This window comes from Clostridioides sp. GD02377 (assembly GCF_045899875.1).
GTDB lineage: Bacteria > Bacillota > Clostridia > Peptostreptococcales > Peptostreptococcaceae > Clostridioides > Clostridioides difficile_A.
In genome coordinates, this window is the sequence record NZ_JBJODA010000023.1 from 25,070 (window position 1) to 49,833 (window position 24,764).

The 24,764-nt window shown below is 30.6% G+C and carries 22 protein-coding genes; 7 read left to right on the plus strand and 15 right to left on the minus strand.

Annotated elements, in window-relative coordinates; translation table 11 throughout:
- Window positions 1-7: 7 nt before the first annotated feature.
- Together Q3304_RS17825 and Q3304_RS17830 are read right to left on the minus strand one after the other, a co-directional pair.
- Window positions 8-1,162, minus strand: coding sequence for a PLP-dependent aspartate aminotransferase family protein (locus tag Q3304_RS17825; protein ID WP_054277785.1), 1,155 nt, complete (start codon window positions 1,160-1,162; stop codon window positions 8-10).
- 564 nt (window positions 1,163-1,726) lie between these two features.
- Window positions 1,727-2,296, minus strand: a complete 570-nt coding sequence (locus Q3304_RS17830; protein WP_074178786.1) for a recombinase family protein — start codon at window positions 2,294-2,296, stop codon at window positions 1,727-1,729.
- A gap of 202 nt (window positions 2,297-2,498) precedes the next feature.
- Between Q3304_RS17830 and Q3304_RS17835 the strand changes: the two genes are divergently transcribed.
- The gene (locus Q3304_RS17835; protein WP_054272009.1) at window positions 2,499-2,726 is read left to right on the plus strand and encodes a single-stranded DNA-binding protein; all 228 of its coding nucleotides are present in this window, start codon (window positions 2,499-2,501) and stop codon (window positions 2,724-2,726) included.
- A gap of 219 nt (window positions 2,727-2,945) precedes the next feature.
- Here the strand turns inward: Q3304_RS17835 and Q3304_RS17840 are convergent, their stop codons facing one another.
- Window positions 2,946-3,689, minus strand: a complete 744-nt coding sequence (locus tag Q3304_RS17840) for a DUF3298 and DUF4163 domain-containing protein (protein WP_054272010.1) — start codon at window positions 3,687-3,689, stop codon at window positions 2,946-2,948.
- A gap of 168 nt (window positions 3,690-3,857) precedes the next feature.
- Here Q3304_RS17840 and Q3304_RS17845 point away from each other — a divergent pair, with 168 nt between their 5' ends.
- From Q3304_RS17845 to Q3304_RS17855, 3 genes are read left to right on the plus strand one after another with little or no spacing between them, the layout of a single operon-like run.
- Entirely contained in the window at window positions 3,858-4,730 is an 873-nt protein-coding gene (locus tag Q3304_RS17845) for a class I SAM-dependent methyltransferase (RefSeq protein ID WP_054277786.1), read from the plus strand.
- Window positions 4,730-5,395 carry an RluA family pseudouridine synthase gene (locus Q3304_RS17850; protein ID WP_407814915.1) on the plus strand — a complete coding sequence of 222 codons (666 nt, stop codon included), beginning with the start codon at window positions 4,730-4,732 and terminating at the stop codon, window positions 5,393-5,395. Before Q3304_RS17845 ends, Q3304_RS17850 begins: the two co-directional genes overlap by 1 nt.
- 20 nt (window positions 5,396-5,415) lie before the next feature.
- A complete protein-coding gene (locus Q3304_RS17855) occupies window positions 5,416-6,273 on the plus strand; it encodes a MerR family transcriptional regulator (protein WP_054272013.1) in 858 nt (285 codons plus the stop codon).
- A 146-nt stretch (window positions 6,274-6,419) separates the two neighbouring features.
- Here the strand turns inward: Q3304_RS17855 and Q3304_RS17860 are convergent, their stop codons facing one another.
- From Q3304_RS17860 to Q3304_RS17880, 5 genes are all read right to left on the minus strand, one after another.
- Entirely contained in the window at window positions 6,420-8,342 is a 1,923-nt protein-coding gene (locus Q3304_RS17860) for an ABC transporter permease (protein ID WP_407814914.1), read from the minus strand.
- A gap of 6 nt (window positions 8,343-8,348) precedes the next feature.
- Window positions 8,349-8,969, minus strand: a complete 621-nt coding sequence (locus Q3304_RS17865) for an ABC transporter permease (RefSeq protein ID WP_407814913.1) — start codon at window positions 8,967-8,969, stop codon at window positions 8,349-8,351.
- Window positions 8,966-9,655, minus strand: a complete 690-nt coding sequence (locus tag Q3304_RS17870; RefSeq protein ID WP_054272015.1) for an ABC transporter ATP-binding protein — start codon at window positions 9,653-9,655, stop codon at window positions 8,966-8,968. Before Q3304_RS17870 ends, Q3304_RS17865 begins: the two co-directional genes overlap by 4 nt.
- A gap of 82 nt (window positions 9,656-9,737) precedes the next feature.
- Window positions 9,738-10,727 (minus strand): sensor histidine kinase, encoded by a 990-nt coding sequence (locus Q3304_RS17875; protein WP_407814912.1) that lies wholly within the window; start codon window positions 10,725-10,727, stop codon window positions 9,738-9,740.
- Window positions 10,714-11,400, minus strand: a complete 687-nt coding sequence (locus Q3304_RS17880; protein WP_054272017.1) for a response regulator transcription factor — start codon at window positions 11,398-11,400, stop codon at window positions 10,714-10,716. Before Q3304_RS17880 ends, Q3304_RS17875 begins: the two co-directional genes overlap by 14 nt.
- Window positions 11,401-11,760: 360 nt before the next feature.
- Between Q3304_RS17880 and Q3304_RS17885 the strand changes: the two genes are divergently transcribed.
- The 3 genes from Q3304_RS17885 to Q3304_RS17895 all read left to right on the plus strand — a co-directional run bounded on the left by Q3304_RS17885 (window position 11,761) and on the right by Q3304_RS17895 (window position 12,988).
- Complete coding sequence (locus Q3304_RS17885; RefSeq protein ID WP_054272018.1) at window positions 11,761-12,090, plus strand: PadR family transcriptional regulator; 330 nt, start codon at window positions 11,761-11,763, stop codon at window positions 12,088-12,090.
- Window positions 12,091-12,094: 4 nt separating this feature from the next.
- A complete protein-coding gene (locus tag Q3304_RS17890) occupies window positions 12,095-12,544 on the plus strand; it encodes a permease prefix domain 1-containing protein (protein ID WP_407814911.1) in 450 nt (149 codons plus the stop codon).
- Between the two features lie 66 nt (window positions 12,545-12,610).
- Complete coding sequence (locus Q3304_RS17895; protein WP_407814910.1) at window positions 12,611-12,988, plus strand: DNA polymerase III subunit delta; 378 nt, start codon at window positions 12,611-12,613, stop codon at window positions 12,986-12,988.
- A gap of 57 nt (window positions 12,989-13,045) precedes the next feature.
- Here Q3304_RS17895 and carB (Q3304_RS17900) read toward each other — a convergent pair whose 3' ends face one another.
- The 7 genes from carB (Q3304_RS17900) to Q3304_RS17930 all read right to left on the minus strand — a co-directional run bounded on the left by carB (Q3304_RS17900) (window position 13,046) and on the right by Q3304_RS17930 (window position 24,734).
- A complete protein-coding gene (carB, locus tag Q3304_RS17900; RefSeq protein WP_407814909.1) occupies window positions 13,046-16,252 on the minus strand; it encodes a carbamoyl-phosphate synthase large subunit in 3,207 nt (1,068 codons plus the stop codon).
- A 181-nt stretch (window positions 16,253-16,433) separates the two neighbouring features.
- Window positions 16,434-17,483: a glutamine-hydrolyzing carbamoyl-phosphate synthase small subunit gene (carA, locus tag Q3304_RS17905; protein ID WP_054272032.1), complete on the minus strand. Its 1,050-nt coding sequence runs from the start codon at window positions 17,481-17,483 to the stop codon at window positions 16,434-16,436.
- Window positions 17,484-17,740: 257 nt separating this feature from the next.
- Window positions 17,741-20,947 carry a carbamoyl-phosphate synthase large subunit gene (gene carB, locus Q3304_RS17910; RefSeq protein WP_074178769.1) on the minus strand — a complete coding sequence of 1,069 codons (3,207 nt, stop codon included), beginning with the start codon at window positions 20,945-20,947 and terminating at the stop codon, window positions 17,741-17,743.
- Between the two features lie 52 nt (window positions 20,948-20,999).
- Window positions 21,000-22,043: a glutamine-hydrolyzing carbamoyl-phosphate synthase small subunit gene (carA, locus tag Q3304_RS17915; protein ID WP_407815156.1), complete on the minus strand. Its 1,044-nt coding sequence runs from the start codon at window positions 22,041-22,043 to the stop codon at window positions 21,000-21,002.
- 25 nt (window positions 22,044-22,068) lie between these two features.
- Complete coding sequence (gene pyrF, locus Q3304_RS17920) at window positions 22,069-22,785, minus strand: orotidine-5'-phosphate decarboxylase (protein ID WP_054277797.1); 717 nt, start codon at window positions 22,783-22,785, stop codon at window positions 22,069-22,071.
- Window positions 22,786-23,160: 375 nt separating this feature from the next.
- The gene (locus tag Q3304_RS17925) at window positions 23,161-23,796 is read right to left on the minus strand and encodes a DUF1847 domain-containing protein (RefSeq protein ID WP_407815157.1); all 636 of its coding nucleotides are present in this window, start codon (window positions 23,794-23,796) and stop codon (window positions 23,161-23,163) included.
- 23 nt (window positions 23,797-23,819) lie between these two features.
- Window positions 23,820-24,734: a nitroreductase family protein gene (locus tag Q3304_RS17930; RefSeq protein WP_407815158.1), complete on the minus strand. Its 915-nt coding sequence runs from the start codon at window positions 24,732-24,734 to the stop codon at window positions 23,820-23,822.
- Between the last annotated feature and the right edge of the window lie 30 nt (window positions 24,735-24,764).

The following is a 24,764-nucleotide window of genomic DNA, read 5'->3' on the forward strand; positions in this document are numbered from 1 at the left end:
TGTAATTTTATTTTAATTTTTCGATTGCTTGTTTAAAATCATTTATTATGTCATTTGAAGATTCTAATCCTACAGCTATTCTTATTAGATTCTCTCCATTCATTTGAACTAATGTATGCTCTTCTCCTAAACTTGTTGCTATTGTTGCAAGTTCTAAAGAGTTCATTAATCTTCTACTAGCTTGGTCTCTTGTCAAACCATTGATACCATCTTTTAGTTTAAATGAGACTACTCCTCCACCTAAACCGTTCATCTGAGTTTTACAAAGTTCATATTGAGGATGAGATTTTAGTGCTGGATATTTTACTAATTCTACACTTTCTTCCTGCTCTAAAAACTCTGCTACTGCTAATCCATTTTCACAGTGCTTTTTCATTCTCATATCTAACGTTTTCATACCTCTTAGAATCATCCATGCACTCATTGGTGGTAAAGATGCTCCTGTAAAACAACATAAACTTGGCCATCTAACTAAATCTATTAATTCTTTTGAACCTGCTACTGATCCTCCTAAAGTGTCTCCATGTCCATTTATAAATTTAGTAAGACTATGTATTACTAAGTCTGCACCTAGATCTATTGGTCTTTGTATAATTGGTGTACCAAAAGTACTATCAACTATAGCTAAACTCTTATTTTCATGAGCAATTTCTGCTATTGCTTTTATATCTACTAAATCTAAAGATGGATTTAAAGGACTTTCTATATAAACTATCTTAGTGTTTGGTTTCATTGCATCTTTTATATTTTGTGGATTTACTGCATCTACAAATGTAACTTCCACTCCAAATTTAGATAATAATTCAGACATAAATAATTTAGTGTGTGAAAATATACCATCTGAACTAACTATATGGTCTCCACTTTTTACTAATGCTAAGATAGTAGATGTTATTGCTCCCATGCCTGATGTACTAGATATAGCACTTTCTGCATTTTCAAGCATAGCTAATTTAGTCTCTAACTCTGTAAGTGTAGGATTACATTCTCTCGTATATACATATCCCCATGTCATGCATAACTCTTCAAAATGCTCTACTGTTTTTGCTGCAAATGTTGCTGTTTGGCATATTGGTGTAGCTAATGCCCCTGTCGTTGGGTCTGCACTATGTCCCCAATGTATTATTTTTGTCTCCAAATCTTGATTAATATTATTGCTCATTTTAATTCCCTCCTGGTTTGACTTATTTATACAACGTTTTCCCTGCCAAATTTCACCAATTTGACTTAATCTTAATACAAATTTTTTAAGTATACTTTTATATTTGTTATAATTTCTAAAAATCTGACATTTATTTTGTCTTTTTACAGTTCTAATTATAAACTCTATAGTAACTATAGAGTCAATATGTTTTTGATATTTTTTTTACAATGTTTAAAATATTTAGCACAAAAATAGGTATACCTTAGAATAACTAATGTCACTCTAAGATATACCTATTTTTATATTGTGCCTTAAATAATTACATAAATCATTAATTTTTTATGTAACACATAAATTTTTAAAGATTTATTACCTCTTTATAGATATACTACAGTTAAATATTTTAATATTACTTAATATTTTTAATCAGTCATACCCTGACAATAAAATTATATAATATAAAAAATAACTTACAAAAACTTTAAGAATCTTTTATGCATTATAGCTGAAAATAAGATTAGTTAGAAGTATAAATATCTTTAGTTTATTTATACCTCTAATTTTTCATAAATTATACCTCTATTATATTGATTTCTTTGCACGAATAAGTGTACTTTTAGAGATGCCAGTCATCTTCACAACCTCTCTATATGGCTTAGAGTTTAATAAACCTAATGCATATTGTATCTGTTGATTACTGTATTTCTTTGGTCTACCATCTTTAAAATCCTTTTTCTTTCTAGCAAATTCTTTACCTAATTGAGTACGCTCTATTATCATATTTCTTTCAAGCTCTGCAACTGCAAGCAATGTAGTTAGAAAGAATTTTCCCATTGAAGTATTTTCTAAGAGTCCTATGTTTAAAATGTGAACACTCACTTCTTTAGCAAACAATCCCTCTATTAATTGTATTCCTTCTGATGTACTCCTAGCTAGTCTATCTAATTTAGTTGCAACAAGTAAATCGCCCTTTTTTAAAGATGATATAACTTTTTCAAACTTAGGTCTATTTGTAGTAGTACCTGTATAAGTTTCTTTTATTATCTTAGCATCATTATATTTACTCAATATTTCCTGTTGTTGCTGATACAGACTATTGTTATCTGTTTGATTTTTTGTGCTTACACGACAATATCCATATATAATAATAATCACTTCCTAACATAAAGATTTAGTACAGAAGTTGCCTAGAGGCTTGTATCTAATCATCTTTATCCATTTTACTAAAATGGTTTTTTGGTGTCAATACTGTTAACTTTTGACACCATAATAATTCCTTTATAATTTGTTTGACTCTGTCAAAATTTACCAATATAATGAAATTAATGAGTTTATACAAATTGGAGGAAATAATATGAATAGTCTGTTAAAAGAAGCAATAGATGAATTAAAAAACATCAATTGTGGAGAAGTTTTTTTATTAAAAGAATTGTTCAAAGGCTATGAATGGAACAGGTTGGAGATGAATATCAGATTAAAATTAGGAAAGCTCTTTTTATATGAAGTGGTAAGTAATCCCAATTTAGATGTAGAGGTTATCAATAAAAACTCTGCTTATCAGCAAATGTATAAAAAAAAATAGTGACTTAAATGTATATAATAATATAAACCTCTTGTGGATTCAAAAGTTAAAACTTTTAATACAAAACAATCGTGCTATTTTAAATATTTATCAATATGTCTAAATTTATATAATTAACACATATAAATAGTACAGTTTAAATCACATTATTTAAGATAGATAAATCTTAACCCTACTCCAGTATAAATACTAAAATAGGGCTCAGAATTATCTATATTTTTATACTATAAAATGTTTCGATTTTCCTCTTGATTGAACATATATATCTGGAGAAATACAATAGAAACGTGAATTTATAAAATTGCCGAAATCAGAAAATTTCATCTCAAACTTAGGTATCCCGAAGCTTTCAGGTGCTATTTCATCGACTCCAAAATAGATAACGATTCCATCATCTGTAAGATAAAAAGCTTGGTCTTCAGGTATAACCAATTCTACATTAGAATAATACATATCTCTATTTTCATTTATCTGAGACTTTATATAATCAGTTATTATATTTATATAATCAGTCCCATCTCTAAAAATATCACCAATTAAAAGTTCTTTCCCAGTTGTCAAATCTATGTTGTAATTATTCAATGTATTATATTTAGGTCCAGCATTATTAGCAAATCCCATAAGGCTTAATATCATACTTAGTACATAATTTTTATTAAAAGTAACTGCATAACTAGTTGATACCCAGTAACTTTGTTTTGGAAGTGAATTTTGAGAAGCTGCATTATTATACTCTTGTTCTTCTTCCTTTAAGCCATTTTTAAAATTGTTTACAGTCATTCTTACAGCGTTGTTTATATTATTTAAAATAGCTGGATTTACGAAAGTAGATTGATTTCTGATATTGTATATAATCGGATACTTTACATCATAAGAAAAATACTTACTTCTTTCAAAGTCTTCATTAAATTGCACATATAATATATTATATGTACAAGTATTTGTAGATTGATTATTTTCCATTAAAATCCTCCCCCTTTTATTAAAAAAATCAGATACAATATAATATGCTTAAAACAGTAATAATGTTAATAGTAAATGTAAAGAATAGAAAGTATCTAAAACAGCAAAAAATGACTAATTTTGTGGTATAATACATAGGATTGAGAGTTATTTTATAGGAGGAAAGATATGTTATTATTAGCAGATAAATGGAAAGATTATGAACTTATAGATATGGGAAATGGAGAAAAATTAGAACGTTGGGGTAATTATGTACTTAGAAGACCAGACCCACAAGTTGTATGGCCAATGGAATCTGAATGGGCATTATGGAAAAACCCTCATGGACATTATCATAGAAGTAATAAAGGTGGGGGGCAATGGGAACACAAAAAAAGATACCCTGAACAATGGACTATAAATTATAAAAATTTAAAGTTTCACATTAAACCAACTGGATTTAAACATACTGGATTATTTCCAGAACAAGCAGCCAATTGGGATTGGATGATAGACAAAATAAAGAAAGCTGACAGACCTATAAAAGTGTTAAATCTATTTGCATATACAGGTGGGGCTACAGTAGCTTGTGCATCTGCTGGTGCAGAAGTATGCCATGTTGACGCAGCAAAAGGTATGGTTAATTGGGCAAAAGAAAACATAGAGTTATCTGGTCTTAAAAATCAAACAGTAAGATTTATAGTGGATGATGTTGTAAAGTTTGTTGAAAGAGAAATAAGAAGAGGGAAAAAATATGATGCGATAATAATGGACCCACCTTCTTATGGAAGAGGTCCTAAAGGAGAGGTATGGCAAATAGAAGAAAAATTATATAGTTTTGTAGACTTATGTATGGGAGTTTTATCAGATGACCCATTATTTTTCTTGATTAATTCTTATACAACAGGTTTTTCTCCAATAGTCCTTGAAAATGTACTATCTACAACAATAGGCAAAAAAGCAAATGCAGGAGATATATATGGTGGAGAATTAGGAATACCAGCTTCTAGAGATGGTAAGATACTTCCTTGTGGTATATTTGGAAGATGGGAGAAAAAGTAATGATAAGAGTCATATATGAAGATAACCATTTACTCGTTGTAGAAAAACCAGTTAATATATTATCTCAAGGAGATGATACTAATGATAAAGATATGGTAAATCTTTTAAAAGACTATGTAAAAAAAAAGTATAACAAACCTGGAAATGTATATATTGGTTTAATACATAGATTAGATAGACCAGTAGGTGGAGTTATGGTTTTTGCAAAGACATCAAAAGCAGCATCAAGATTGTCTGAACAAGTAAGAAATAAGACCTTCAATAAAACTTATCTCGCTATTATACATGGCAATATGAAATCTGATAAAGATACATTAAAAGATTTTTTATATAAGAATAAAAAGACTAATATGGTAACTGTAGTGAAAAAAAATCATAAAGATGCCAAAGAAGCTGAACTTGACTATAAGATATTAAACTTTAAAGAAAACCTAAGCTTGGTTCAAGTAAACTTGAAAACTGGTCGTTCTCATCAAATAAGAGTTCAATTTTCAAGCAGAAAACATCCATTATATGGAGACCAAAGGTATGGTAAAGAAATAAATAAAGTTGGACAACAAATAGCTCTTTGGTCTAATAAAATAGAACTCTACCATCCTACTACAAAAGAAAAAATGGAATTTACATGTAATACGCCTGATAAATATCCATGGAATATATTTTAAATCTCAAATGAGGTGATTGTATGAGTAAAAAGTTTTCAATAGGAGAGATGTCAAAGCTTCATAAAATAAGTATACAGACACTAAGATACTATGACCAAATAGACTTATTTAAACCTGTTCATGTTGATCAAGAAAGCAATTACAGATATTACTCAATTGACCAATTTTCACAATTAGATATTATAAAATACTTAAAATATCTAGGTATGCCTTTAAAGGAAATTAAATCAAAACTTGATGAAAATAATGAAGAAATTCTAAAACTGCTAACTAATAAAATTAATATAGTGGACGAGAAAATTAAAGAATTAGAACTTATAAAAAAAGTGCTAAGTACTAAGAAAGAAACAATGGAAAAAGGTATGAAAGTAGATGATGTTAATAAAATAGTTAGAAAGCATATTCCAAGAAGAAGTATATTATCTATAGAATATGAAGAAGGGTTAAGTAGTGAAGAAACTATGGAACTTTCAAGAAGACAAATAGCGAATATATTAGAAGATAATATATCTGTATTTTATGGTGGCGTAAGTGGACTTGTATCTATAGATAAATTTTTAAAGGAAGATAAAGTCATTTATGATAATAGCTTTGTTACAGTTGAAAGAGATTTATTTGATACAAAATCGCAAAAATATATAACAGAAATTTCAGCTGGCGATTTCATCTGTATGACATATAAAGGACCTTACAAAGAAAATTATACTGCTTTTAAAAAATTAGTTGATTATGTTGAGTATAAAAGAATACCTATTGAAAATTATATATATGAAATACCTATAATAGACCCTTTATCTACAAACAATGAAGAAGAACTTCTAACTGAAATTCAGATACAAGTTAAAAAGAGAGAAATTGACTTAAGATGTTTAGTTTAATTGACCTTTCTCAGTAAATTTTTTAAGAAAATAGGAGGGAATGTAGCTAATGCTAATTCCCTCCTATTTTTAGTATAAATTACTATTCTTTTATTATGCGCCATCTCTTAGAATTATTTTTCTATAAAATTAACATATACCTTAAATTAAGCCATATCATCTCGCAGTGCATCGATAATATTTTCTTTTTTTATCTTATTAGTAGTATACAACATTGTAATGAATATGATAAAGAGAACGCCAAACACACTTATTCCGATACTTACCCATGGAAACATAAAGTTAATATCATCTGCTACCATTCCTTTATGAATTAACCAGGAAGAAATTACTGCTATAGGTAGCCCAAATAGAAGAGCCCTCATACCATAAAATATACACTCAAAATTCATCATTTTTTGGAAATCACGCTCAGACATTCCAATAGAACGAAGCATGGCAAGCTCTCTACGACGCAACTTGATATTCGTAGAAATTGTATTGAAAACATTAGCGACAGAAATAAGTGAAATCATAATGATGAAAGTATAGGCGAATACGTTGACAATGAATATGTAATTACGATTATCGTCCATCATTCCATATATATTGTAGAGATTATGCTCAACTGTAACGCCCTCACTCTCAATAATCTTTTCCATTTCTGCAACTGACTGAGTTGGATTTTTTGATTGAAATCCCATACTCTTGATTCCTGTAGAAACATCAAGAGCCTCAAACTTATATTTGACTGAATAAGGAGCTAGTATTCTGAAGTTTACTTGCTTATTCTTAGAATTTCTTGCACTTGGAGGAGAATCAGGTGGCACTATTTTTACAAATGTAATGTTTACATTTTGCTTTTCAACATTATCCAAATTACCATCAGTTTCAGAGGTAAGATTAACATTCATAGAGGAGTTTGTAAAAATATCAATAGTATGGTCATCCTCAACAGCCATAGAAACAGCAAGCATCTTTGCATTTTCTCCAGTATATTCTTTTGTGTTTAAGCCAAGACCTTTGATAATATTCAGATAAGTACTGTCATCAAGAAATTGCATATCTACTGGTAAATTGACTGTTTCATTTGTTGCATGCATATTTTCATGTTGTAAGTAATTTTCTGTAAGCTTACTTCCTTTAACGATACATGAATAAGTAATCATTTCTTGATACAAACCTTCGTAAACACCATTAGCACTCTTCATCTTATCATATAGCTTTAGCATTTCACTGTCACTCATGCCTTGTGTGGAAAAGATAATGTCATGGTCAGTAACCTCTGATTTCTGGCTTGACATCTGTTTTAAATCTCCTACTAAAGCACTAGTCGATATAAATAACACTATACTGAGAGCTAATGATAAAACTATACTGCGATAGCGTTTCTTATTTCTTTTAAAATTTTTCAGAGCGAGAGTTCCCTCCAAACCATAAATGCGTTGTGAAAGATTTGATGTCTTCACAGCTTTAGATTCGACTTTTACTTCATTAGTCTGGCGTATACACTCCATCACTGGTGTATTAGCTGCCTTTCTGGCCGGAATATAAGCTGAGATTAAGATAGTAACCATACTAACCACTACTGCAACAATAATTGCGAGAATAGATAAAGTCAAGGTCAGAGGGACGTTAGTATATAGAACATTTGCAAAGTTTTTGGAAATAACAGAAATCACAAGCTTAATACTGAGTATTCCAACTGCGACACCAATTGGTATCCCAACAGTACCAATACAAAATCCCTCAAACAACACTGAATTCCGTAACTGCTTTGCTGTAGCTCCAACAGATGAAAGGATTCCAAACTGTTGTGTTCGTTCATTCAACGACATATTAAACGAATTATAGATTAGAAAAATCGAGCCAATCATTATGATAGCAAGCACAATCCCACCAACCGAATATAAAAACACATTGAATAGCTTGTTGTCAGAAGCTCCCATGAAACGTAACACGTTATCATTGAAAACATAAGCACGTTCTCCAGTGCTACTTACATAAGAATGGGCTTTACGAGGATTTTTCAATGTGGCAAACAAGCTAAAACTATCCCCTTTGAATTGTGCATCAGCTTTAGTTATCAAGGTATATCATGGTGCAGAAGATTCCTCAAAGATAGGCTTTCGACATATACCAACAACTTTATATGTCCTCTTATCTTGTGATACAAGAGTTTCCCCTCCAGCAGTGTATAAATCACCTTGACCAAGCCTCTCATTTACATCATTTATACGTCTACCTATATCTAATGAAACAGTGTCGCCTACTGCGAATTTGACACCACCATCTGTTGCAACTTTACTGGAAACAAGAATCTCTCCACTGTTTTTAGGCAATCTTCCTGAAATCAAATCTATAGGCACAGTATCAAAGGTTTCTTTGTTGAATCCAGCTATAAAAAGATATGGCTTATCTGGATTTCTGTTGCCACTAAGTGTTGCATAGCCGATATTTTCAAAGACTGTGGTATTTGTAACTTCATCATTACCTGCCTGTTTCTGGATGAAAGATGAATCAACATCTAAAAACTCAACATGCCAATCACCATACTTCGAAATAGCACCTTTTGTCAAATAGTCTATCAAAGAAACTCCAAATGTTGTGACTGCCGTAATCATGGCAGCAGATAGTACGACCCCTATAATTGTTACAAGAGTTCGTGTACGATTTTTTTTCATACCTTGCAGTGCAACTTTGTTGAAAATGTTCATGAACGATTCACCAGCCTTTCATCACGCACTACTTTTCCATCTGCAATACAGATAATTCTATCTGCCTGTAATGCAATATTTTCATCATGTGTGACAATTATAAGGGTCTGATGATATTTATTATGACTTTCTTTCAATAGCTGGATAATATCCTGTCCATTTTTACTGTCTAAGCTACCAGTAGGTTCATCAGCAAGCATAACTGCTGGTGCATTCATTAAAGCACGACCGATTGCTACACGTTGTTGCTGACCTCCAGAAAGTTGATTTGGCAAATGCATTCTTCGCTCTTTTAATCCAAGTAACTCCAACAGGTCATTTAGTCGTTCCTTGTTAACCCTACGCTTATCCATAAGTATAGGCAAAGTAATATTTTCCACTACATTTAGTGTTGGTATCAGATTGTGAAACTGATAAATCAATCCAACTTGACGTCTACGAAAAATAGCAAGTTTTTCATTACTCTGGCCATATACATCTTGCCCATCTAGGTATATCTTTCCACTTGTTGGCACATCTACACCTGCAATGGCGTGTAGTAATGTAGATTTACCAGAACCAGAGGAGCCTATAATAGCAGTAAATTCTCCTTTTTGGATAGTAAGTGAAATATTGTCAAGTGCAGTAACCTGATTTTCACCTTTTCCATATACCTTGCATAAATTTTCAATTTTTAAAAACTCCATTATGTGAGTCTCCTTTCTTATGGTTTACCCATATAATAGAACTTTCAGCTTACATCTCTGTGACTTTAAGATGAGAGATTAGTCACTTTGGAAAACGTATAGCAAATATCGCGCCACCCTGTGGATGATTTTTCGCATTAATTGTTCCTCCTTGACGTGTTATAATCATCTTGCATAGAGACAATCCAATCCCATACCCTGCCATGTTTGTGTTTTTCCCACGATAAAACCTGTCAAAAATAAATGGCAAATCTTCTTTTCCAATTCCCATCCCGCTATCATGAATGGTAATCTCAGTAAACAGTGTGTTATCCTCACAAACAATCTCAATCTTACCACTATCTCCTACCTTTTCTATGCAGTTTTTGAGGATGTTTTGAATTGCTTCCGAAAGCCAACTTGAATCACCATTAATAAACATCCTTTTAGGAATATCTATTTGTAAATCGATATTATGTAGCTCCATTGAAATCATAAATGGTCTAAGAGAAGCATATATCAAGTCATTTATGTCTATCTGTTCACTTTGAAACTCCACAATGCCAGCATCCAATCGAGATAATTTTAATAGAGAGGTAAGTAACCAATCCACCTGCAAGAGCAGTTCCTCTGTCTCTCGTATTAGACCTTTCCGTTCATCTTCATCAGTATTAGTCTCTAATAATGACATAATAAGAGTTACTGATGTAAGAGGAGTTCGAAGCTGGTGCGCTATATCAGCTAAAGAATCAGCAAGATGTCTTTTTTCTCTTTTTAGTGCTTCATTTTGTTCCCGAATACGCAATGTCATTTTAGTTATCTCACTTTGAAGAATAGAAAGTTCTCCCTCATCTATTTCAGCAATATACATATGGTCAGTATTATGAAGCACAATATCAATTTGTTCTGAAATATGTGCAATACTTTTGTATCGGGCCCTAGTAAATATAAGAAATAATGTACCAAAAGTAGTGTCAGATACAATTACAAGGATTCCAGCCATCATATTGATTGCAAATCCTAGAGTTACAGTGACAATAGTTATTAATAAGAACAAAATAGCAAACCTACGAAACTCTCTATTCCGAAACATGTCCTCCCCCCAATCTATACCCTGTTCCACGAACAGTCAAAATTATCTGTGGACTTGAAGGGTCATCCTCTATCTTCTCCCTCAGGCGTTTAATGTACACAGTCAATGTATTGTCATTTACAAACTCACCTGCTGCATCCCACAATTCATCAAGCAATTTAACCCTCGTAATAATACTTTTGGGATTACTAATAAACACCAGCAACAATCGATATTCTAGAGCTGAAAGAAAAACTTCATTACCATTTTTTTTCACGACACCACTTGCTGTATCAATATAAAGACCACAGATTTCAAAAGTTGCCCCAAAACGCTCACTTTTTCTCAGTGCTGTTTTAATTCGTGCAATCAATTCACGTGGACGAAAAGGTTTAGTGATATAGTCATCCGCACCCATGTTCAGCCCAGTAACAACACTCGATTCATCACCAGAAGCTGTCAGAAAGATAACTGGGATGTCTTGTGTTTCTTTAATTTCTGTACAAACTGTAAATCCATTTCCATCAGGCAAGGAAATATCAATCAGTGCCAAGTCAAATTTATTGCTAGCAATCTCATCAAGTGCTTCACTTCTTGTGGAAGCATGGATTACTGTAAATCCTTCTGCATTTAGCAAAAGAATAAGGTTCTTAGCAATTGCCTTGTCATCCTCAACCAAAAATATCCTCTTCATTTATTTTCATCCCCCTTTATTTTACTGATTTTATACTCTCTATCTGTAGTTTTCCAAATTTTATCAATCTATTTTGTTGTTATATAATAATAAATAACCCTTTATTGATTTATTATATTTCTTTTATCACAAAGATACAAGTTGGGTCATAAAACACGATATAAGTACAATAATTTTCGCATAATTAGTCTATAATCATACACCCTAGTCTCTATAATGAAAAAGTATATTCTTTCTATTATTCCTAAAATTAGTGTATCTTTTATAATTTATACTTGAAAAATTAAATTGAAAGTCTTATTATATAATTATATATACCTCATATTATAAGGTATATGATAAAACAAAGTAGGTGAATTTATGGACTTGAACAAAGAAGTACTTAAAGGTCATATTGATACTTTAATATTATCAATACTAAACAAAGGTGATTCATATGGATATGAAATAGCAAAAGTGGTTAGAGACGAAACAAGCTTTGAATTAAAGGAAAGTACTCTCTATGTATCTCTTAAAAGATTAGAATCCAAAGGTCTAATAAAATCATATTGGGGAAACGACCAAGGTCTTGGAAGTAGAAGAAAATATTATAATATAACTGATTATGGAAAAGAAAATTTAGAAGTAAAAATTCAAGAGTGGAACTTTATACAAAATGTTATGAACAAATTTCTAAAGAGAGGTGAATAGATTTATGAAAATAATAGAAGAGTATTTAGGAGCACTATATAAAAATGATACTAGCAAAGAAATTCAAGATTTAAAAGAAGAATTAAGAGAACATCTAATGGATTCTACAAACGAGTTTATTGAGAATGGATATGATATAAATGAGGCACAAAATAAGGCAATAGAAAGATTTGATGGCAGTAACGAAGTATCAGTAGAATTACGCTCAATATTTAAACAAAAAATAGAACCTAAAAAGGTTTTATTACGAAAATTATCAAATTTAAGAATTGTATTTTTAAACTTATTTGGATGGCTTCTTGCCGCTACTGCATTTACAATCAATAGAAGTTTTGGTCATGTAGCTCCACCATGGTTGATTATAGCTTTAATAATATTAATAATTGTATTAATAATGTTAAGTATTTTAATTAAGAAATTAAAAAAAGAAATAAAAAAGGATTACAGTATGTAGCTAAATAACTGTATTTTAAATTCTTAATTATTTCTATAAATAAACATTATGAAGGGAGCTTTTTATATGGATAAAAAAATGCTATTAGAAAAATTTCTTGATACTTCAGGGGTTTCATATATCAATGAAAAAGTAAATCTATTTAAAGATACTAAATGGATTTCATTTGGCACTTATATAATGACTGTTGATAGTTTTTGCTATAGAGAAGATTCAAAACACTATAACCCAATAATGGGTACATTTGATTACGAATCAGAGATTTTTATAGTTAATGCTTCATACAAAAATGATATATATTCTATCAAGAGTAAAAAACTTTATAAAAATGTATCTAAGGGAGATAAGATAGTTGTTACAATTAAATATTCTTATGATAAATATGAAAATCTTATACATGAAGAAATTCATGATTATCATCTTTATCCTCTATTTATTGATTAAAATAAAAGGCGAAAGCCTCTATGGCTAACGCCTTTAAAATATTTTAATAAACTTACTCTACTCAGCTATATTATAAACTTTTAACTTGTCTTTATTTAGGTGCTTCTTCTTAACTTCTACTAAAGCTTTTAATGTATCTAAAGATGTCATTATCTCAGTAGAGAACTCAATCGCTGTTCTTCTCATTTTAAATCCATCTCTTGTAGAATCATTTCCTTTAGTTGGTGTATTTATTACTATATCAACTTGTTTATTTCTTATAGCATCTAATATGTTTGGTCTAGGCTCTTCAATTCTATTTACTGTATCAGCCTCTATTCCATTTTCTCTTAAGCTTTTAGCTGTTCCTTCTGTAGCGACAAAAGTGTATCCTAACTCTTTCATGTCTTTTGCTATCTCTATAAACTCATCTTTATCAAGATTATTAACAGTAGCAAGCACTACTCCTCTTTCATCAGACATATGTCTACCTGCTGCTAAAAATCCTTTGTATAGAGCTTCTTCTAAGTTTTCTCCTACACCTAGAACCTCTCCTGTAGACTTCATCTCAGGTCCTAGACTTACTTCAACTTTAGATAATTTAGACATTGAGAATACTGGCACTTTTACTGATACTAATTTTGGCTCTTTGTAAACTCCTGTACCGTATCCTAAATCTTTTAATTTGGCCCCTAACATACATTTAGTTGCTAAGTCAACTATTGGTACTCCACTAACTTTACTTATATATGGAACTGTTCTACTAGCTCTAGGATTAACCTCAATTATATATAACTCATTTTGGAATTCTATAAATTGTATATTAACCATACCAAGTACGTTAAGCTCTAAAGCCATTTTCTTAGTATATTCTACTATCTTTTCTTTTATTTCATCAGATATATTTTGACTTGGATACATTGTTGTACTGTCTCCAGAGTGAACTCCAGCTCTTTCTAAATGCTCCATTATACCAGGTATTAATATATCTTCTTTATCACATATCGCATCTACTTCTATTTCTCTACCAGTTAGATATTTATCTATTAGTACTGGATTTTTGTGGTCTCTATCAAACGCATCATCCAAATACTGAATTAATTTTTCTTCATTATAAGTTATTTCCATACCTTGACCACCAAGTACATAAGATGGTCTAACTAATACTGGATAACCTAACTCCTTAGCAATCCCAACACCCTCGTTAGTTGTCCATACACCTTTTCCTTTTGGTCTATTTATGTCTAGTTTTTCTAATAAATCATCAAACTTCTCTCTATCCTCTGCTGCATCTATATCTCTAAAATCTGTTCCTAATATAGGTATATTTTTCTCATGTAAGAACTTAGCTAATTTTATAGCTGTTTGCCCACCAAACTGTAATATCACACCTTCTGGTTTTTCTTTTTCAATTATATTTAAAACTTCTTCTTCTGTTAATGGTTCAAAATATAACTTGTCTGAGGTATCAAAATCTGTACTTACTGTCTCTGGGTTATTATTTACAATTATAGTCTCAATACCCATTTTTCTTAAAGATTTTACACAGTGAACTGAACAATAGTCAAACTCTATACCTTGGCCTATTCTTATTGGCCCAGAGCCCAACACTATTACCTTTCTCTTATCACTAACAACTACTTCATCATATTGCTCATAAGTTGAATAATAGTAAGGTGATAAAGCTTCAAATTCTCCCCCACATGTATCAACCATTTTATAAACTGGCTGTATATTATATAGACTTCTCAACTCGTATAATTTTTCTGGACTTATTTTCATTAAGTCAGATATACCTTTATCAGAGAATCCTTTTTTCTTTAATTCGTGTAAATACTCTTTGTCTAAGTTTTCTATTTTTAGAACTTTTAATTTTTCTTCTTGCTCTACTATCCATTTAAATTTATTTATAAACCACTTATCAACACCAGTTATTTCTGAAATCATTTCTACTTTATAGCCTCTTCTTATCATTTCAGCTAAGTCAAATAGTCTCTCATCATCAGGTACTACTACTCTAGCCTTTAATTCTTCTAATGTTCTACCTTCTGATGGGGCATGAACTAATGAATATTTTCCTGTCTCAAGCGATCTTATTCCTTTAAGAATAGCTGCTTCAAAGTTACTTCCTATACTCATTATTTCACCAGTTGCCATCATCTTAGTTCCCAATTTTCTATTGGCATGTCTAAATTTATCAAATGGCCACTTTGGTATTTTTACTACTACATAATCTAATGTTGGCTCAAAGCAAGCATATGTTTTTTTAGTTACTGCATTTTCTATCTCATCTAAAGTGTATCCTAGAGCTATCTTAGCTGCTACTTTTGCGATTGGATAGCCTGTAGCTTTTGATGCTAAAGCTGATGACCTACTAACTCTTGGATTTATTTCTATTATCGCATATTCTAAACTATGTGGATTTAAAGCTATTTGAACATTGCAACCACCTTGAACTTCTATTGCATTTATTATATCTATTGATGCTTTTCTAAGTAGTTGATACTCTTCATCACTTAAAGTTTGACTTGGAGCAACAACTATACTGTCTCCTGTATGAACTCCAACTGGGTCTACATTTTCCATATTACATACAGTTATACAGTTACCATTTCCATCTCTCATTACTTCATATTCTATTTCTTTCCATCCTTTTATACTCTTTTCAAGAAGAACTTGACCTACTGGACTTAATTGTAAACCATGTGTAAGAGTTTCTCTTAATTCTTCCTCAGTATCAGCTATACCTCCACCAGTTCCACCTAATGTATATGCTGGTCTTACAACTACTGGATAGCCTATTTTATCAGCAAATTCAAGCCCTGCTTCTAAATTTGTAACTATATCACTAACTATTACTGGCTGATTTATTTCTTTCATTACCTCTCTAAATAAGTCTCTGTCTTCGCCCTTTTTTATAGAGTTTATAGATGTTCCTATAACTTTTACATTGTATTTTTCTAATATCCCAGCATCATGTAGTTCTACAGCTAAGTTAAGCCCTGTTTGACCTCCCATACCTGCAAGTAAACTATCTGGTCTTTCTTTTTCTATTATTTTTTCTATAAATTCTATTGTTAATGGTTCTATATATATTTTATCTGCAATCTCTTTATCAGTCATTATAGTAGCTGGATTACTATTAACTAATACGACTTCTATTCCCTCTTCTTTTAATGCTTGGCAAGCCTGTGTTCCTGAATAGTCAAACTCTGCAGCTTGACCTATTATTATTGGCCCTGACCCTAATACTAAAGTTTTCTTTATACTATTTAATTTAGGCATAACTCTTTCTCCTTATCTAAACAATTTTCACGGTTCTTATCTTTATCATCTATATAATCAATTTTAATTACTTTATTTCATCTTAAATTTAGATTTCCTCATTATACATATCTATGTTAATTAAACCAATGCATTTTTTGATTTAAATTATTCTTATTTTTTAATTATATCTTAGTACTCTTTATTTTACTAACTCTAAAAACTTGTCGAAAATATAATCATTATCTTTTGGTCCTGGGCAAGCTTCAGGATGGTACTGAACACTGTATACATCTAGACTTTCATGTCTCATTCCTTCAACAGTATTATCATTTAAATTTATATGTGTCATTTTCATTTGTTCAGGAACTTCTGAAACATAATATCCATGATTTTGAGAAGTTATAAATACTTTTCCTTCTTCTAAATCTTTAACTGGGTGATTTCCACCTCTATGCCCAAATTTAAGCTTAGCAGTCTTCCCTCCAAGAGCTAAAGCTAAAAGTTGATGTCCTAGGCATATTCCAACTATAGGTTTTTTACCGATAAGAGCTTTTATATTTGCTATAACATCTTCTAGGTCTTCTGGATCTCCAGGTCCATTTGACAAGAATATTAAGTCAGGATTTATACTTAATACATCTTCTGGAGATGTTGTGGCTGGAAATATTGTTATATCACATCCACGAGCTGCAAATGATCTTAATATGTTTCTCTTAACTCCAAAATCCATAACAGCCACTTTTGGGCCATTTCCTTTTATATGCTCTACTTCTTTTCTTGTAACTGTTCTAACTGCTTCTGTATTCGAAAACTTATCCAATTTATGTTTAACATCTTCTAACTTACTGTCTTCTAATGTAATTATCCCTTTCATTGTTCCATTATTTCTAAGTATCTTAGTCAAAGCTCTTGTATCTATTCCCTCAAGCCCAATAACTTTATTTTGCTTTAGATATTGGTCTATATCAATTTCACATCTAAAATTACTTGGAGAATCACTTTTCTCTCTTACTATAAATCCCTTTACTTGTACTTTTTCAGATTCTGCTGATGATAAATTTATACCATAATTCCCTACAAGAGGATAAGTCATAGTAACTATTTGACCATAGTAAGAAGGGTCTGTTAGAACTTCACCATATCCTATCATAGAAGTGTTAAATACTACTTCTCCTACACTTTCTTCTAAATATCCAAATGCCTTTCCTATAAAAATTGTGCCATCTTCTAATATTAACCTTGCTTTCATATTACAGTACCTCCTATAATTCTCTTTAGGTAAACTAAAGAACATTAACTAAATATAAGCTTTTAAATATCTATATATATTTTTCACTTTTACATTCTAGTTTTATACTTATTTACACTTATTTTTTATCTTTTTCTATTATACTACAAATTTCTTAAAAAAAAGAAGTTATCTCAAAAGTAAAAACTCATAGAAAAAATAACTTCTTATTTTTAATTTAATAATTAAATTCTTAAACTATAAAATCAAATTAATGTCTATTCAGCTATATTGTAAACTTTTAACTTATCTTTGTTTAGATGTTTCTTCTTAACTTCTACTAAAGCTTTTAATGTATCTAAAGATGTCATTATCTCAGTAGAGAACTCAATCGCTGTTCTTCTTATCTTAAATCCATCTCTTGTAGAATCATTTCCTTTAGTTGGTGTATTTATTACTATATCAACTTGTTTATTTCTTATAGCATCTAATATATTTGGTCTAGATTCTTCTACTCTATTTACTGTATCAGCCTCTATTCCATTTTCTCTTAGACTCTTAGCTGTTCCTTCTGTAGCGACAAAAGTGTATCCTAACTCTTTCATATCTTTTGCTATCTCTATAAACTCATCTTTATCAAGATTATTAACAGTAGCAAGTACTACTCCTCTTTCATCAGACATATGTCTACCTGCTGCTAAAAATCCTTTGTATAAAGCTTCTTCTAAGTTTTCTCCTACACCTAGAACCTCTCCTGTAGACTTCATCTCAGGTCCTAGACTTACTTCAACTTTAGATAATTTAGACATTGAGAATACTGGCACTTTTACTGATACTAATTTTGGCTCTTTGTAAACTCCTGTACCATATCCTAAATCTTTTAATTTTGCTCCTAACATACACTTAGTTGCTAAGTCAACTATTGGTACTCCACTAACTTTACTTATATATGGAACTGTTCTACTAGCTCTAGGATTAACCTCAATTATATATAATTCATTTTGGAATTCTATAAATTGTATATTAACCATACCAATTACATTAAGTTCTAAAGCTATTTTTTTAGTGTATTCTACTATCTTTTCTTTTATTTCATCAGATATATTTTGACTTGGATACATTGTTGTACTGTCTCCAGAGTGAACTCCAGCTCTTTCTAAATGCTCCATTATACCAGGTATTAATATATCTTCTCTATCACATATCGCATCTACTTCTATTTCTCTACCAGTTAGATATTTATCTATAAGTACTGGGTTTTTGTGGTCTCTATCAAATGCATCCTGTAAGTATTGAGATAATTTTTCTTCATTATAAGTTATTTCCATGCCTTGACCACCAAGTACATAAGATGGTCTAACTAATACTGGATAACCCAATTCATTAGCAATTTCAATACCTTCACTAAGTGACCATACGCCTTTTCCTTTTGGTCTATTTATATCTAGTTTTTCTAATAAGTCATCAAACTTCTCTCTATCTTCTGCTGCATCTATATCATCAAAATCAGTACCTAATATAGGTATATTTTTTTCGTGTAAGAACTTAGCTAATTTTATAGCTGTTTGCCCACCAAACTGTAATATTACACCTTCTGGCTTTTCCTTTTCGATTATACTTAGAACTTCTTCTTCTGTTAATGGTTCAAAATACAACTTGTCTGATGTATCAAAATCTGTACTTACTGTCTCAGGATTATTGTTTATAATTATAGTTTCTATGTCCATTTTTCTTAAAGATTTTACACAATGAACTGAACAATAGTCAAACTCTATACCTTGGCCTATTCTTATTGGCCCAGAACCCAACACTATTACCTTTTTCTTATCACTAACAACTACCTCATCATATTGTTCATAAGTTGAATAATAGTAAGGAGATATAGCATCTATCTCACCTGCACAAGTATCAACCATCTTATATGCTGGTTTTATATTATATAGACTTCTCAATTCATATAATTTTTCTGGACTTATTTTCATTAAGTCAGATATACCTTTATCAGAAAATCCTTTTTTCTTTAATTCAAGAAGATAATCTTTAGTTAAATCTTCAATTTTCATAACTTTTAATTTTTCTTCTTGCTCTACTATCCATTTAAATTTATTTATAAACCATTTGTCTATACCTGTAATTTGCTCTATCATTTCTACTTTATAGCCTCTTCTTATCATCTCAGCTAAGTCAAATAGTCTCTCATCATCAGGTACTACAACTCTTTTCTTTAGTTCCTCAATACTTCTTTCTTCAGATGGTGTGTGAACCAATGAATATTTTCCTGTCTCAAGTGATCTTATTCCTTTAAGAATAGCTGCTTCAAAGTTACTTCCTATACTCATTATTTCACCAGTTGCCATCATCTTAGTTCCTAATTTTCTATTTGCTTTTTTAAATTTGTCAAATGGCCATTTTGGTATTTTTGCTACTACATAATCTATAGTTGGTTCAAAACAAGCATAAGTTTTTTTAGTTACTGCATTTTCTATCTCATCTAAAGTGTATCCTAGAGCTATTTTTGATGAAACTTTAGCTATTGGATATCCTGTAGCTTTTGATGCTAAAGCTGATGATCTACTAACTCTTGGATTTATCTCTATAACTGCATATTCAAAACTATGTGGATTAAGTGCAAATTGAACATTACATCCACCTTGAACTTCTACTGCATTTAATATATCTAAAGATGCTTTTTTAAGCATCGCACATTCTTTATTGCTTAGAGTTTGAGTTGGGGCAACAACTATACTATCTCCTGTATGAACTCCAACTGGGTCTATATTCTCCATATTACATACAACAATACAGTTACCTTTTGAATCTCTTATTACTTCATATTCTATTTCTTTCCAACCTTTTATACTCTTTTCAAGAAGAACTTGACCTACTGGACTTAATTGTAATCCATGTGAAAGTATTTCTCTTAATTCTTCTTCATTATCGGCTATACCTCCACCAGTTCCACCTAATGTATACGCTGGTCTTACAACTACTGGATAACCTATTGTAAGTGCATAGTCAAGACCTGCTTGTAAATCTGTAACTATATCACTAACTATTACTGGCTGATTTATTTCTTTCATTACATCTCTAAATATATCTCTATCTTCACCTTTTTTGATAGATTCTACTGAAGTTCCTATTATCTTTACTCCATATTTATCTAGTATTCCTTTTTCATAAAGCTCAACTGCTAAGTTTAGCCCTGTTTGCCCACCCATACCTGCAAGTAAACTATCTGGTCTTTCTTTTTCTATTATTTTTTCTATAAATTCTATTGTTAATGGTTCTATATATATTTTATCTGCCACTTCTTTATCAGTCATTATCGTAGCTGGATTACTGTTTATTAATACAACTTCAATTCCCTCTTCTTTTAAAGATTGGCAAGCTTGTGTCCCTGAATAGTCAAATTCCGCTGCTTGACCTATTATTATTGGTCCTGACCCTAATACTAAAGTTTTCTTTATACTATCTAATTTAGGCATAAATTTTTCTCCTTATCTAAATGGTTTTTACTATCTGTAAATAATACTAAATCTATATTAATGCTAAGAATTTGTTAAATATACAATCTAAATCTTCTGTTGTTGTGTATTCTGGAATGTACTGAACACTATATATTGGTAATTCTTTATGTTTCATTCCTTCTATAGTATTGTCATTTAAATTTATATGAGTTATCTCTGTATTTTCTGGCATTTCTGAAACATTATATCCATGATTTTGAGAAGTTATAAACACTTTTCCAGTTTCTAAACATTTAACTGGATGATTTCCTCCTCTATGTCCAAATGTAAGCTTTGAAGTTTTTCCTCCTAATGCCAAGGCTAAAATTTGATGTCCTAAACCGATTCCTGTCAGTGGCTTTTTACCTACTAAATTTTTTATATTTTCAACTATATCATTTACATCTTCTGGATTCCCTGGTCCATTAGATAATAATATTAAGTCAGGATTTATATTTAAAATTTCTTCTGATGTAGTCATCGCTGGTACTATAGTTATATCACAGTTACAAGCTTTAAGAGACTCTAGTATACTATTTTTAACACCAAAATCTATAACTACAACTTTTGCACCAGTCCCTTTAATATTTTCAATTTCTTTTCTTGTAACATTTTTTACTGAATCCTTGTTACAATGCTCTGCTAACTTAGATTCAACATCTTGTAATGATGCATTTTCTAAAGTTATGATACCTCTCTTTGTTCCATTATTTCTAATAATTTTAGTTAATGCTCTTGTATCTATCCCTTCAAGCCCTATTACCTTATTTTGCTTTAGGTATGTGTCTATATCCATCTCACATCTAAAATTATTTGGGTTATCACTTTTTTCTCTTACAATAAATCCTTTTACTTGTACTTTATTTGATTCTACATCTTCTAGATTTATCCCATAGTTACCTATAAGTGGATAAGTCATAGTAACTATTTGTCCATAATAAGTTGCATCTGTTAATAGTTCTCCATATCCAGCCATTGAAGTGTTAAATACAACTTCTCCAACAGTTTCTTTTAGATATCCAAATGCTTTTCCTTCAAATACTGTTCCATCTTCTAAAATTAATTTCCCCTTCATATAAGCTACCTCCCAAATATTTTATCTAAGCATTTTCTATTTCTTTTACAATATTAATCGCTGATTCTCTTGGATTTTCTGCTTTTGTTATAGGTCTTCCAACAACTAAATAATGAGCTCCTCTTTTTATTGCATCTGATGGAGTTACAACTCTTTTTTGGTCTCCAACCTCTGCTGATTTAGGTCTTATGCCTGGACAAACTGTTATAAAATCAGTTCCACATGCTTCTACTATCTTATCTACTTCTTGTGCTGAACAAACAACCCCATCTATTCCTGATTCTTTTGCCAGTTTAGCTCTCTTTATAGCTAACTCTTCTGTTGTCATATTGCATCCTATATCTTGTAAGTCTTGATTGCTTAATGAAGTTAGAACTGTTACTCCAACTACTAAAGGCTTTTCTATATTTAATCTTTCTGCTTCTTCTTTAGCAACTAGTGCACACTGTCTCATTCCTTCCATATCTGATACATGTATTGTCATTAACCAAACATTATCTCTCACTGCAGCTCTTACTGCACTTTTCATAGTATTTGGAATATCATGGAATTTAAGGTCTAAAAATATTTTTTTCCCTTTTTCTTTAAGATAATCTATTGTTTTTCCTTTTGTAGCAACATATTGTTCTAATCCTACTTTAAATATATCTACACTATCCTCTAATTTGTCTATTAATTCTTTAGCTTTATCAAATTCGTCAGTATCAATTGCAACTATTAATTTTTCTTTACCATTTATCATTTTTACATCTCCTTTTTAATAAAGCCTAAATCTTCATAAAAAAATCCTCACACCAAAAGAGGCACAAGGATTTTATCTATACATAACTCAATTCTTAGCTATGAGATATCTTTCCCAGTCTCTCTGGACTAGTTTAAAAGACTTTATTATATTTAAATTTTTATTTTATACTCATCAAAAACCTCTAGAAGATTTACTAGAGGTTATATATTAACACTATCTATAACCCTTTAGTCTCTCTGGACTAATTTAAGGAATTTAGCTGTAATATTTTTCTTTATTAATATAACTTTATGTATCTCTAAGATAATTTAAAGTTTTATCTTTTTTTATAATTAAACCACTAATTGCTTTTTATGTCAATAAGTCTTTGAATTATTCTTCATCTTTATCAAACAATTTTTTTTCAAAATATGACTCTGCGTTATATATCGCAGCAGCTGGATTATGCCCAGTTACTCTATCTTTGACAATTAGAGTTGTTATAGGAGCTTCCATATATTTCATGGCTAATGTATCATGTCCAACACATAATCCAAGAATTACATTAAGGTCAACTTTAGCTTCATTTAAAAACAAAGCCTGTCCTATTGGATTACACATTATTTCATCTGCACACTTTGATATTGTTTGAGATGCTTCTAAGCCAACGGTGCTCTTATATATTGCTCCATTTTTACATATAACCGAAAATACTTCAAATCCATGGTGTTCAAATATTTTTTGTACTGTTTGCATTTCTCTTTTTAATCCAATACAAAATGCTATACCTATTTTTTTATAATCACATTTCTTAGCAAACTCTATTATCTCTTTTAGTCTAGTATATTGACAATACCCTTCTGACTCAACTAATCCAGCATTATAAGCTATTTTTCTATTTTCCTCTTCCTCATAAAGTTGTTTTGCTTTTTGTTGTAGTTCAACTTCTCTAGTAGGACATATCTTCATTAGCTTATCCATATTTCCATCAGAACAACCCCTAAGATTACACTTTCCACACTTGTACATATCCAATATCCCCTTCCAAAATTTTATTCTTCTTGTGATTCTTCTTTCTCTGGACTTACACTTTCTTCTGGTATCTCTTCTTCTGGTTTCACATGCTCAACTACAGTTATAAAATATGATTTTCCTATTTTATTTCTTATTGGAAGTTTTTCATATGAAACATCTATTTTATTTTTTATACATGCTATGTCAAAATGTCTTAATCCTACGCCTAAGCTAACTTTATTCATATCTTCACAATGTTTCTTAGGTTTTTTTTCAAATAAATGAAGACCTCGTTCATCCTTATGGAAATACCACGGTTGAGAATTCTTTATAGATGGAGCTCTTCTTGTAAATTCTAATACTTCTTTCCACTTTTTATTTCTGTTTATTTTATTTATCATATCTTTTACTGGTTTTCTATCAGGTCTAGCATATCTTGTTCTAAATAAATCCTCATTTCTCGCTGGATATCCAAAAGCTATTATTATATAAGGATACTCTATTTCTTCTTCCTTATCTTCTTCTGTTTTTATTCCAGCTAAATAATCTAAATCGTCTTCTTCATCTTCTTCAGAGTTTTTATTTCCTATATCTACAAATTCTAAAATATCTTCTCTCTTTAAGTTTCCCTCCAGCCAACATGTAGCTACACCCAATGTTGTAAGACGTAAAACTACACCTTCTGTAGCAAAACCTATATTTTGTAAATAATCTTCACCTTTATTTGATGTGATTACTATATAATGAGGTGCTTTTACTTTACATTCCTTACCCATTAAGAAATGTATTATATGACCTCTATCAACAACATGCGCTTTAATATTTAAATCTTCATTTAAATATTCTAAATTTTTACAACTTCTCTTTATTTCTTCCATTAATGGCTTTTTTATCTTATTACTGGAAAAATTTCTTACAGATTTTCTATAAAAAATGGCTTCATAAAGCTCCATTTATGCCCTCCTAACTGAAATCTTCTGTTC

Coding starts and splice junctions, on each gene's coding strand:
- Q3304_RS17825 (WP_054277785.1), bottom strand. CDS start 1,162: ATGAGCAATAATATTAATCAAGATTTGGAGACAAAAATAATACATTGG.
- Q3304_RS17835 (WP_054272009.1), top strand. CDS start 2,499: ATGAATAGTCTGTTAAAAGAAGCAATAGATGAATTAAAAAACATCAAT.
- Q3304_RS17840 (WP_054272010.1), bottom strand. CDS start 3,689: ATGGAAAATAATCAATCTACAAATACTTGTACATATAATATATTATAT.
- Q3304_RS17845 (WP_054277786.1), top strand. CDS start 3,858: ATGTTATTATTAGCAGATAAATGGAAAGATTATGAACTTATAGATATG.
- Q3304_RS17850 (WP_407814915.1), top strand. CDS start 4,730: ATGATAAGAGTCATATATGAAGATAACCATTTACTCGTTGTAGAAAAA.
- Q3304_RS17855 (WP_054272013.1), top strand. CDS start 5,416: ATGAGTAAAAAGTTTTCAATAGGAGAGATGTCAAAGCTTCATAAAATA.
- Q3304_RS17865 (WP_407814913.1), bottom strand. CDS start 8,969: ATGAACATTTTCAACAAAGTTGCACTGCAAGGTATGAAAAAAAATCGT.
- Q3304_RS17870 (WP_054272015.1), bottom strand. CDS start 9,655: ATGGAGTTTTTAAAAATTGAAAATTTATGCAAGGTATATGGAAAAGGT.
- Q3304_RS17875 (WP_407814912.1), bottom strand. CDS start 10,727: ATGTTTCGGAATAGAGAGTTTCGTAGGTTTGCTATTTTGTTCTTATTA.
- Q3304_RS17880 (WP_054272017.1), bottom strand. CDS start 11,400: ATGAAGAGGATATTTTTGGTTGAGGATGACAAGGCAATTGCTAAGAAC.
- Q3304_RS17885 (WP_054272018.1), top strand. CDS start 11,761: ATGGACTTGAACAAAGAAGTACTTAAAGGTCATATTGATACTTTAATA.
- Q3304_RS17890 (WP_407814911.1), top strand. CDS start 12,095: ATGAAAATAATAGAAGAGTATTTAGGAGCACTATATAAAAATGATACT.
- Q3304_RS17895 (WP_407814910.1), top strand. CDS start 12,611: ATGGATAAAAAAATGCTATTAGAAAAATTTCTTGATACTTCAGGGGTT.
- carB (WP_407814909.1), bottom strand. CDS start 16,252: ATGCCTAAATTAAATAGTATAAAGAAAACTTTAGTATTAGGGTCAGGG.
- carA (WP_054272032.1), bottom strand. CDS start 17,483: ATGAAAGCAAGGTTAATATTAGAAGATGGCACAATTTTTATAGGAAAG.
- carB (WP_074178769.1), bottom strand. CDS start 20,947: ATGCCTAAATTAGATAGTATAAAGAAAACTTTAGTATTAGGGTCAGGA.
- carA (WP_407815156.1), bottom strand. CDS start 22,043: ATGAAGGGGAAATTAATTTTAGAAGATGGAACAGTATTTGAAGGAAAA.
- pyrF (WP_054277797.1), bottom strand. CDS start 22,785: ATGATAAATGGTAAAGAAAAATTAATAGTTGCAATTGATACTGACGAA.
- Q3304_RS17925 (WP_407815157.1), bottom strand. CDS start 23,796: ATGTACAAGTGTGGAAAGTGTAATCTTAGGGGTTGTTCTGATGGAAAT.
- Q3304_RS17930 (WP_407815158.1), bottom strand. CDS start 24,734: ATGGAGCTTTATGAAGCCATTTTTTATAGAAAATCTGTAAGAAATTTT.